Below are 645 nucleotides of genomic sequence, written 5' to 3'. Positions count from 1 at the left end.
GGCTACTACCTGGTCGGCCGCGACGACGGCAAGCACGTGACGAAGAGCGGCAGTTACGCGCTGCGCTTCGACTCGGCCCGGGCCCTGATGCGGCTCATCGCCGACCTGGTCCCGGCGGGCGACCGGCGCGACCAGCTCATGATCCGGCCCTTCCTGGTGACGCTGCTGCCGCAGTTCGGCCCGAAGTACCTGACGGACAGTGAGGAGATCCGCCGGCACAAGCTGGAGCTGGCCGGGCCGCTGATGGACGCCTACTGGACGCGGGGCGTCGCCCGGCGCCTCAAGGTCCACGAGCGGCTCCGGCTGCACCTGGTCGCCGAACGGCGCCCGGAACCGCTCCTCGACGTGGTGAGGTTCGTCAAGGACAAGAAGCAGGCGGCGGCCCTCCTGGAGAGGAAGGGCCGCCGGGTCTACCTGGCCTACCCGCACTTCCGCGACCGTGCGGGGGGCATCCCCGACACGGTCTACCTCGCCGGGCCGGGCGAGGCCCGCGCGTTCCCGGGCTACCGGGAGGGCGGCGTCGACACGTTCGTGCGGCGCGCGGCGCGCAAGGCCCGGCGGATGCTGACGTTCCGTGAGACGCGGGCGGCATGACAGCGGGGTGGCCCCGGCGCGGGCCGCCGACCCCCCCCCCCGCCGCACGGA

Annotated in this window: 1 pseudogene; it reads left to right on the top strand. The window is 74.0% G+C overall.

From position 1 onward, the window contains the following. A pseudogene (locus ACFW6P_RS30800) lies at positions 1 to 594 on the top strand (glycosyltransferase family 2 protein); the annotation flags it as partial. Between the last annotated feature and the right edge of the window lie 51 nt (positions 595 to 645).

It is taken from the genome of Streptomyces sp. NPDC058741, from assembly GCF_042746715.1.
In the GTDB taxonomy this organism is placed as follows: domain Bacteria; phylum Actinomycetota; class Actinomycetes; order Streptomycetales; family Streptomycetaceae; genus Streptomyces.
The sequence above is the reverse complement of the archived record's forward strand: the minus strand, read 5'-3'. Positions and strand labels throughout refer to the sequence as shown.